Annotated in this window: 6 protein-coding genes and 2 pseudogenes; 2 read left to right on the top strand and 6 right to left on the bottom strand. The window is 63.9% G+C overall.

Annotated elements, in window-relative coordinates; translation table 11 throughout:
* Positions 1–44 precede the first annotated feature (44 nt).
* The 6 genes and pseudogenes from ACFWUY_RS25895 to ACFWUY_RS25920 all read right to left on the bottom strand — a co-directional run.
* Positions 45–155: pseudogene (locus ACFWUY_RS25895) on the bottom strand (DUF3626 domain-containing protein); the annotation flags it as partial.
* A gap of 49 nt (positions 156–204) precedes the next feature.
* On the bottom strand, positions 205–1,710 hold the full coding sequence (locus ACFWUY_RS25900) for an ISL3 family transposase (protein WP_384113790.1): 1,506 nt from the start codon (positions 1,708–1,710) through the stop codon (positions 205–207).
* A gap of 726 nt (positions 1,711–2,436) precedes the next feature.
* Positions 2,437–3,516 (bottom strand): tetratricopeptide repeat protein, encoded by a 1,080-nt coding sequence (locus ACFWUY_RS25905; protein ID WP_384113778.1) that lies wholly within the window; start codon positions 3,514–3,516, stop codon positions 2,437–2,439.
* 309 nt (positions 3,517–3,825) lie between these two features.
* Positions 3,826–4,227 carry a hypothetical protein gene (locus ACFWUY_RS25910; RefSeq protein ID WP_384113781.1) on the bottom strand — a complete coding sequence of 134 codons (402 nt, stop codon included), beginning with the start codon at positions 4,225–4,227 and terminating at the stop codon, positions 3,826–3,828.
* Between the two features lie 282 nt (positions 4,228–4,509).
* Positions 4,510–5,397: a DUF2510 domain-containing protein gene (locus ACFWUY_RS25915; protein WP_384113793.1), complete on the bottom strand. Its 888-nt coding sequence runs from the start codon at positions 5,395–5,397 to the stop codon at positions 4,510–4,512.
* 714 nt (positions 5,398–6,111) lie between these two features.
* Complete coding sequence (locus ACFWUY_RS25920) at positions 6,112–7,491, bottom strand: IS1380 family transposase (protein ID WP_384113784.1); 1,380 nt, start codon at positions 7,489–7,491, stop codon at positions 6,112–6,114.
* 220 nt (positions 7,492–7,711) lie between these two features.
* On the opposite strand from ACFWUY_RS25920, the pseudogene ACFWUY_RS25925 reads away from it, so the two are divergent.
* Both ACFWUY_RS25925 and ACFWUY_RS25930 read left to right on the top strand, forming a co-directional pair.
* Positions 7,712–8,023 (top strand): annotated as a pseudogene (locus ACFWUY_RS25925) (transposase); the annotation flags it as partial.
* Between the two features lie 53 nt (positions 8,024–8,076).
* The gene (locus tag ACFWUY_RS25930; protein WP_384113787.1) at positions 8,077–9,189 is read left to right on the top strand and encodes an IS30 family transposase; all 1,113 of its coding nucleotides are present in this window, start codon (positions 8,077–8,079) and stop codon (positions 9,187–9,189) included.
* Positions 9,190–9,464: the final 275 nt, after the last annotated feature.

The raw sequence follows: 9,464 nt of genomic DNA on the forward strand, positions 1-9,464 counted from the left end.
ACCGGCGCCGCCACGCAAACCCAGAAGAAAGATCACGAGGGCTCTTGCGCCTCGATGTAGTCGTCAAGCTCGTCCTGACTATCGGCGAGGGCAAGCTCGAGGAGCCCCATGCGGGCCGCGACACCGAAATCCGAAGGCTCAAGGAAACTGTCCGGGTCAATCGAATGGCTCTGTTTCGTAGTCGGTGGCGACGGTGCGTTCTCCTCATTGCAGGAGGATGCGGTGGCGGAGGAGGTCGAATCCTGCTCGGCCGCGCATCTGCCGCATGATCTTTTTGGTGCGGGTGTTGACGCCTTCTGTCCGGCCGTTGTGGTGGGGCAGGGTCAGGCCGGCGTTCACGGCGGCGCGGTCGAGTTCGAGGCCGTTGCAGAAGCTGTGCAGGTGGGGCAGGCCGGCGGTGCGGACCGTGGCGATCCACTGGGTGAGCTTGTCATCGTTGGCCTGGGCCGGGGCCAGGAGCGCGGCGAACTCGCCGGTGAGTCGGGCGAGTGCGGTCATCTCCGGGCACGCTGCGGTGAGGAGGCCGAGCAGGTCGGTGTCTTTGGCTCGCAGGTGTTCGGGGTGGGTGAGCAGAAGCCGGGCGAGGCGGCAGGGGGTCGTCATGGGGCGGTCGCCTTCGGCGCGGCCCTGATTGAGGTAGCGGACCAGCAGGTTTGCGCTGCCGGTATAGCCCAGTTCCCTGATCTCGTGCAGGAGGTGTGTGACGGGAATGGTTGGGTTGTCGGACCGGCGCCGGCGCAGGTGGTCACGGTAGGGGTCGACCAGGGTGGGCCGGTAGCGGGGAGCGATGCGATCCGCGGGCGGTTCGGGGATGCGGGCGTAGCGCTTGACGGTGTTCAGGGCGAGGTTCAGTCTGCGGGAGCAGTCGAGCAGGCCGACGCCGGAGTTGAGGAGGGCGTGGACTTGGTGCCAGCGCTCGCGGGTGGTCTGCTCGCGGACGCCGCCGGGCCGGGGCGAGTTGACGGCGGCCCAGCAGGGAGCGTGGGCGCGGACTTCGGCCAGGACTTTGCCGCACAGGTTCCGCCACAGATGCCAGCGGTCGCTGACCTGCACTGCGTCAGGAAGGGCCCGGCGGATCGCCTCGGCGTAGGTGGCCGAGCCGTCCCTGCATACGACTTCGATCCCTTTCTTCCCTCGCAGCCATGCCTCCAATGTGGCGGCTTCGCGGTCGGGCAGGACCTCGATGCGCTCGCCTGTTTCGGCGTCGATGATGATCGTGGCGTAGCGGTGACGGCGGCGTAGGGCGAAGTCATCGACCCCGATCACCCGCGGGATCCGCACCGCGGGCGGGGGGATTCCCCGCAGCATTCGCAGGGCGGTGGCGAACGAGACGGGCACGGCCAGTATCCGGGCGAGCCGGGCAGCCGCCCGGCCGCATAACTCCTTGACCACCCCCGAGACCTGGCTGGTCAGACGTGTGGTGCGGCGCTGAAGGCGCTCGATCAGCCCAGGGACCTGCTCGCGGAAGGTTTGCCGCTGGCATCCCAGGACCGGGCAGACCAGACGTCGTACCTGGACGTTGACAACAACCCGGCGGCCATCGACCGGCACATCCGCAACCGCCCGGAGGTGGTATCCGTGCACCTTCCCCGTCGGCACCCCGCACATCGGGCAGGGAAAGGGAACGTCCCTGGTCCGGGCCAAGACCCGGATTACCTCGCCGTCGTCGGCCACATCATCGATGACCAGCGCCGATAGCCCTGAAAACACCCTCGCGACAAGAGAGTTGGCATCTCGCATACAACCTCAACGACGCCCGTTACCAGCCGTCACCACCGACTACGGAACAGAGCCGAACGATTTACAGTCCCCCGGTTTTTCGAACGGAGTTTGGGGCAACCGTCGAGATGAGCAGCGCGCCAGTCCGCGCATGGTCCGCAGCCGACATCTGGAAAGACCCAACCCGCGCAACGGTATCCAGCCTGACGCAGATCGGATATCTCCGCGGGATACCGGGCGACCATGCCCGCGTGGACAGTTCGGGAAGTGGGCCGTCAGGCACGCAGGTGCGAGTGCAGGGCTCTCCAGGCATGTTCCGTCTATTCCCCGAAGCCGAGGCCGAGCATACAATCGCGGGATACCTCAGGCCGGCGGACCTTCTTGGGCGGGCAGGACGAGTCGGCTTTGCCGCTCCTGTTTGGGGGATCACAGCCGGCGTTGCGGGCGGTGATCACACGATACTCAGTGCGGCGGGCGGTGCTGGCTGGGGCTGGTTGCTGACCGAGAGGCGGAAACCGTCCGGGCCGGGGTGCCGCCGAGGCTTTCCGGTCCCGGCGGGGTGACGTGCCCGTGTGCAGATACGCGAACCAATGACGGCCCCCTCGTTCCCCCGGTTCCCTGAGCAAAGATCATTTCCAAGGCTCATCCGACCCTTATGTGCCGTGGCACCCCTGTCCGCAGCCGGACCGGGGCACTGCCTCTTGCGGGCAGAGTCGGTTATGCTTCCGCCTGTGCGGGGAGGGCGTCCAGGGCGTTGCGGACGGTACGCAGCAGCGGGTGGTCCGGCTCCACCGAGGGTTCCAGGTTTGCCTTGGCCCGTGCCCAGAGGCTGCGGGCCGTGGCTGTGTCGCCGTTGCGGCGTGCCAGCAAAGCGATGTTGTTCAAGGTGACTGCCAACTCAGGGTGCGAGGGGCCTAGCGCATGTTCCTTGATCTGTAGGCATTCACGGAACAACTGTTCTGATTGTGGGTACTGGTCGAGTTTGTAGGCCAGGGCAGCCAGGTTGCCCAGCGCAATGCCGGTCTCGTAGTGCGTGGGGCCGTAGAAGTCCCGTACCACCGTCAGTGCTGACGTGAGCAGTTCCTCCGCCTCGTCCAGTTCTCCCAACTCAATCAAGACCGGGGCAAGCGCTGCCTTATCGAACGCGGTCTCAATATGGTCCGCGCCCAGAGCCCGCTCGTGGATAGCCACCGCGCGCCGTCCCGGCTCCACTGCTGCCGCAAAGTCCCCTCGGGAGTGCGCGAGTCCGCTCAGGTTATGGAACACCGCCGCGGTTATCGGCTGCTCCAGCAGCCCGCCGCCCTCCAGCACAGCCAACGCCCGCCGATAGCATACTTCGGCTTTCTCGAACTTTCCCGAGTATTTGAACAGGATCCCCAACTCATTGCACACGGTAGTCAGCTCTCCCAGGAGCCGGTCCTGTCTGCTCTCCGCCAAAGCCAGCGCCCCGTGTAGCATCTCCTCGGCCTCGGCGTAGCGTCCTTGCCTCCGCCACAGGCCACCCAACAGGGTCCGGGCCCTTACCAGCACAGCTGGATCCACTGTTTCCAGTCCCTGTGACAGTGCTGCGACTGCAACAGCCCCTTCGAACAGTTGCTCCGCGACGGTGAAGTCCCGCTCGACACGTGCGGCGACACCCCGGTCCATCAGTGCTTGAGCGATACCCAGCGCATTCCAGCCTGACCCGAGCCCCAGCGCTTCTTGGAGCCTTGCCAGTGGCGCTCCGGATCCGGTACCCCTCGCACTCTCCTCACTCAGAAACCTGCTAACCACGTCGAGCAGTTCCTCCGACAGCACGATCAAACCCCTTCCGCCAAAAATCAGTGGGGCCCGCACGTATACGGACCTTCAATCAGCTCGTTCGGCCAAGCCTGAAGGAAACTGACCATCCGCGGCGCCAGCTCATGCCGCTGGGCTAACCACCACAGCGACCGGCAATCAGCCGTGCAGGACAACCTCATGGTTCAGTTGGCTGCCCAGTTCAGAAGTAGCGTGCTTCACGGTGAAAATGCCATCGGCGCAGTTAATCTCTACCTCCAGACCAATCCGGGATTAAAAGAATTCGAACCCATATTTCACCAGCTCTGGTGAATCTTCCAAACAGTGTCAATCCAGCACGTAACACCGGAAGTATGCCGAGATGATTCCGATTGCCAGGTAGAGAAAAATTTCAGCGGTCTCTGTCCATGGCTGCGCTCTCCGGATGGCTCCCCAGACGTGAATTGCCACCATTAGGAACGATGTCAGGATGAGCAGGTCGAAAATGAGGAGGACTTGGCCAGGTTCTCCTATCGAAGAATAGGCAGCAACCGCTATGGCGAGTGCGACGGCACCAAGGCAGCGCCCTAGATAGACTGTTACATCTGAATTCTCTACAGGAACCTTCCACTGCCACCACTTGGCCCAGCGAAGCGGCATAAACAACAGTGGGAGTGCGATGAACACAAGGAAAAGAGAGGCGCACGCGATGAGGAATATACTCGCCACTGATTCAGGGCTGGTGAACAATGCACGCCATCCTTGATATTTAGTTCGGGTATCGGGTTTCTGGTCACAATGTGGCGCGGACAGCCCATCCAGTCCGGCACCGTGAGGGTGGGCTGTCAGCCAGCACCGCACCGGGACACATGGCAGCCTTGCCATCTGGGTTGGATGGGACAGCGTCCTCCGTCGAAACGCGCGCCAGGCTCGGCATTCCATAAATCGGGTTGATGCCATGCGGGGCTATCGCCCCGCTCTGCCACGGTCGCGAAACACGGCTCGGAAGTCTGACTGCATACTGCATGCGACTTAATGAGATGACTTCTTGATTCCCTTAGTAATGATGTCGATTGAGTCCTCCCCCGGAGCGCCTGGTCCGATGTCCAAGGCGAAGCGGATCAGAATCAGTTGTGACGGGTCCATATGCGATGGGAAGACGAGTGACTCGACAACGGCCTGAGTACCGCTTGCGGTGGCAATCTCCCAGCGGACAAGATATCCCGATTGACCAGCGACCTCGATCTTCCGTGAGTGTATCTCCCTATGTGACGTGATGATTCCATAGTTGTCTACCGCATAAGACTGTTTTACGTTATTGCTGATGTCTTCCTTGGCTGCTTCCTCAGCCGTGCCGGACTTCAACACTTGGGATGCCGGGGCTGAAACTACTCCGCCTTGAACGCAGGTCTGCTCCGTGTCCGCTGGACAAGGATAGGCGCCTGTGGTGATCCCGGAGCCACTGGCGACGGTCTCCCCCCTCCAGCCGTCCAGAACCGGAATAATGATGCCATCGACTTTGTCAATGACCCAACGATTCCCGACACTGCGGCTAGGGAGGGGCGTTGGCGTGGGCGAGGGAGTTTCAGCAAATGTGGAGCTTGTCGGGGCGCCGGTTTCTAGCGGCCGGGACGCGGAGTTCGCAGGACTCGCCGTAAGTTTGATATTTCCGACCAGCAGCAATACCAGCACCATCAGCACCCCGGCGGCGACAACTACGGCAACCACTATCCCCAGGCGGCCTTGAAGAGCTTCAGCCTGAGCCGGATCCTGAATATTCCGCATGTTCGCGTTTGTCGAACTCTGCGGAACGATGCGGGTGAACTGGCTCCACGCGCTGCCGTCCCACCAGCGTTCCCGACCTGAGTTGATCTGTGCATACCCAGGGTCCGGATACCATCCGGGCGGCATGTTATTCATCACGATTACTACTCTTCACCTGGAAACAAGGAAAAAAGGATGCATACCTGTGCCACGCCTACCGGTTCCTCAATTCGATTCGACTACGGGCTCCTTGTCGCGCATCGCGATAACGGTCCCCCGGCCAACTGGATCACGCTTGTTACCCTTGGTCGCCGCCACGGTTCTGTCACCCGATCGATGGCTAATCCGAAAGAGCTCACTGCTTCAGCACGTCACGGGCTGACCACGCTGTCAGTCCAGCAAGTTCCGGGCATGTGATTTGACGGTTCGTCAAGAACCAATCAGTAGGGTCAACCGAGGACAACCTCGGCGTGGTTCGTGCTCAGGCCATCGCCGGTCAGAGCAACCTCGGCGTGGTTCGTGCTCAGACCAGAAACGATGCAGCTCATATTGATCTCCAGGTTCGAAGTGTGAAGGGCCACCGCTTGCGGAGGCCCACGCGAGCAGCATGGCCTTCCAGTAATCCCACCGTCGTGAGCAACTCTTACCTAATTCATGGTGTAAAGGTTGCGTCCTGGCAGGTCACGACCAGTCCTAGCCTCGATCGTTCATGAGTCCTCGTCGGTGTGCTGGCGGGGGCTCTGTGTTTGCGGGGTGCGGGTCTTTTCGGGGTAGGGGCAGGTTGACGGCCCGGTTGTCGCGTCGGGTGGGCGCCGGGTTCCACTTTCCCGGTGTGGTGGTGCGGATCGTTGGGGCGTTCGGTGTGGCTGGTCAGCCGGGGCTCGGCAAGGCATTGAGCCGGTCGATTGCCCGGGTGATCTCGTCGGTCCAGGGCCATCGCGTGGTGAAGCGGAGCCAGCGGCGGCGGCCGGTGGTGACCAACTGGGCGGCGGCGGAGAACAGCCGCAGGCGGAGCTTCCTGGGTTCCCAGCGGCGGGTCTTGTCGGTCAGGGCGAGCATGGGCATCCAGGTGAGGAGGTCGAGTGCGAGGGAGACGATCTCCAGCCAGATCCGGTTCTGCGCGGTGTCGTGCAGGGGCAGGTTGCGCAGACCGGTGTCGCGGGCGCTTCGGATGCGGTCCTCGCAGCGGGCCCGCCTGCGGTGACGCAGTTCAAGGTCGGCGAGCTGGCCGCGTTTGGTGTTGGTCGCGAAGCAGGTCAGCCGCAGTCCGTCGAGGTCGGTGAAGCGCAACTGTGCGCCGGGGTGCGGGCGTTCCTTGCGGACGATCAGCCGCATGCCCTTCGGCCACGTGCTCAGGTCGGGCATGTCGGTGATCTCCGCGACCCAGGCGCCGGGCCGTTCGGTGCCGCCGGCGTCGTAGGCCGGTGTCCACGCCTTCTTCGGGATCTTCAGGACGGCTTGGTGGATGGCGTCGGTGATGGTCATTCCGACGGAATACGACAGCCGCCGGCCCCGGCAGGAGAGCCAGTCGAGGAAGGCGTGGGTGCCGCCGGCGGAGTCGGTGCGGATCAGTGTCTGCCGTCCCCGCCGCAGGTGTTTGGGGAGTTGGGACAGGGCGAGTTGGGCGGTGGTGATGTGATCGCTCGCGGTGTTGGAGCCGGCGTTGCCGGGCCGCAGCAGCGCGGCCACCGGCTCTCCGGAACCGGCCTGGCCGTGGTCGACGAACGCGACGAGCGGATGATGGCCGAAGGTCTTCTTCCAGGTCGCGGTGGCGTCCTGCTTCTCGGAGTGCGCAAGGACCAGCACGCCGTCGATGTCCACGGTCACGTGACCGTCGGCGGCCGGACCGTTCGCCCCGGCCAGCTCCCAGACCCGCGAACGTACTTCGGCCCGCGCCGACCGGATCGCGGTGAGGGCCTTCGGGCCGGCTGCGGCGAGGACGTCGACGAGGCGGGAGACCGTGGGGTCGGATGCCACCGGGCCGAACACGTCGGGCTCGGCCCGCAGCATGGCGACATCGGCGAGGCAGTCCCCGTCCAGAGCCGTCGCGAGCGCGACATCCAGCAGGACCTTGCCTGGGTCGTGCACTGTCCGCGGCTTGCACCACGGCGCCATTGCCGCCGTTATCGCGGTGTCCAGGCCGGACTTGCGGACCGTCTCGACCAGCAGCACCGCTCCGGCCTGCGAGACCGTCCCTCTGCCACCGCCCTCGACACGGACACGCGGGTACCACCCGATACGCTTGCTCACCTGGAGAGTGCTTCTTTCCGTGCAGCCAACAGGACCCTAAACAAGTCCAATCGTTGCAGGTCAGCAGCACTCTCCACTTATTTGATCAAGGCATGGACGAGCACGCTCATGAAAGCGCGAGGCTAGTACTCCAGCAGCGCTTCTTCATTTTCGCTGGTCAAAGGCCTGAGTGAACCGTTCCGGGTTCGGTAGGGACTCGATCATTTGAGAGGATCGAGTCATGGCACGTCCTTCCCAGTACCCGCTTGAGCTGCGCCGTCGTGCGGTGCGGATGGTCGCCGAGGTGCGGCCGGAGTACGACACCGAGTGGGCCGCGATGAAAGCGGTCGCCCAGAAACTGGGTATCGGCACCACCGAGACCCTGCGCAAGTGGGTGAGGCAGGACCAGATCGACGCCGGCACCCGGCCGGGCACCACGACGGAGGAGTCGGCCGAGCTGAAGCGTCTGAAGAAGGAGAACGCCGAGCTGAAGCGGGCGAACGAGAGCCTCAAGGCCGCGGCCTTAGATTCAACCGGTCAGAGCAACAGTGCAGGTTGAGGGCGGTGTAAGTGGCAAGACTGGGTCGGCCGGGGATGTCGGATGAGATGAAGGCCGATCTGTGGCGGCGGTGGAGGTCCGGCGAGTCGATCAGTGTCATCTCCAGAGGCATCGGCAAGCCGCCCGGCTCGGTGTTCACCGTCCTCAAACACCATGGAGGAATCGCTCCCCTGTCCCGCAAGGAGCGCGTCGTAAGTTTGACTCTGGGCGAGCGGGAGGAGATCTCCCGCAGGCTGTGTGCCGGCGATTCCTATCGGGCGATCGCCGCTGTTCTGGGGCGGGCCGTCTCTACGGTCAGCCGTGAGGTCAACAGCAATGGCGGACGTGACGTCTACCGGGCGATCGCCGCGCAGGAGCGTGCACGTGAGCGCGGCCGGCGTCCGAAAGAGTGTCTGCTCGCCCGCAGGCCCGCGTTGAGGCAGACGGTGCTGGCCCTGCTGCGGGAGGAGTGGTCACCGGAGCAGATAGTCGGGCATCTGCGTCTGCACCATGGCGACGACCCGGAGATGCAGGTTAGCCACGAGACGATCTACCGGTCGGTCTACATCACCCGGTGGAAAGTGGTGCCCCGCGAGCTCTGCAAGCGCCTGCGGACCGGTCGGCCGATCCGGAAGAACAAACGTCACACGGTGAAGGGACAGTGGCGTTCACAGATCATCGATGCCCGGCCGATCGAGGAGCGGCCCCAAGCGGCAGAGGGTCGCAGCGAGTCCGGACACCTGGAAGGCGATCTGGTGATCGGGTCGAACAACAGTCAGGTCGCGACACTCGTCGACCGCAAGACCCGGTTTCTCCACGTCGTGAAGCTCGCCAGCCGCCATACCGCCGTGGTCGTTCCCGCTCTGGCCGAAGCCTACGCACGCATGGATTCCCGTCTGCACGGCACGCTGACCTGGGACCGCGGCATGGAACTGGCAGCTCATAAGCGCTTCAGCGCCGACACCGGCATCGACGTGTTCTTCGCGGCACCACGGAGCCCCTGGCAGCGGGGCACCAACGAGAACACCAACAAACTGCTCCGCCAGTACCTGCCCAAGGGGACCAACCTGTCGACCTTCAGCCAGGACGACCTGGACGCCATCGCGACGAAGCTCAACAACCGTCCGCGCAAGTGCCTGGGGTTCCGGACACCAGCCGAGAGCGTTGCCTTGACCGGTTGAATCTAAGGCGGCTTTCTTCGCGGCCGAGCTCGACCGGCCACACACGCGCTCGTAGCGTTCATCGACGAGCACAAGGGCCGCTTCGGCGGTGTCGAGCCGATCTGCCGCGTGCTGAGCGCACACGACTGCAAGATCGCCCCTGCCACCTACTACGCCCACCACAAACGCCAGGCCGTGCCATCCGCCAGGACCGTGCGGGACGCCGAGCTGAAGGAGCAGATCAGCCAGGTCTTCGAGACCAACTACCGGGTCTACGGTGCGAGGAAGATCTGGCG

Origin of the sequence: Streptomyces sp. NPDC058664, from assembly GCF_042716635.1 — a bacterium.
GTDB lineage: Bacteria > Actinomycetota > Actinomycetes > Streptomycetales > Streptomycetaceae > Streptomyces.

Coding starts and splice junctions, on each gene's coding strand:
- ACFWUY_RS25915 (WP_384113793.1), bottom strand. CDS start 5,397: ATGAATAACATGCCGCCCGGATGGTATCCGGACCCTGGGTATGCACAG.
- ACFWUY_RS25930 (WP_384113787.1), top strand. CDS start 8,077: ATGAAGGCCGATCTGTGGCGGCGGTGGAGGTCCGGCGAGTCGATCAGT.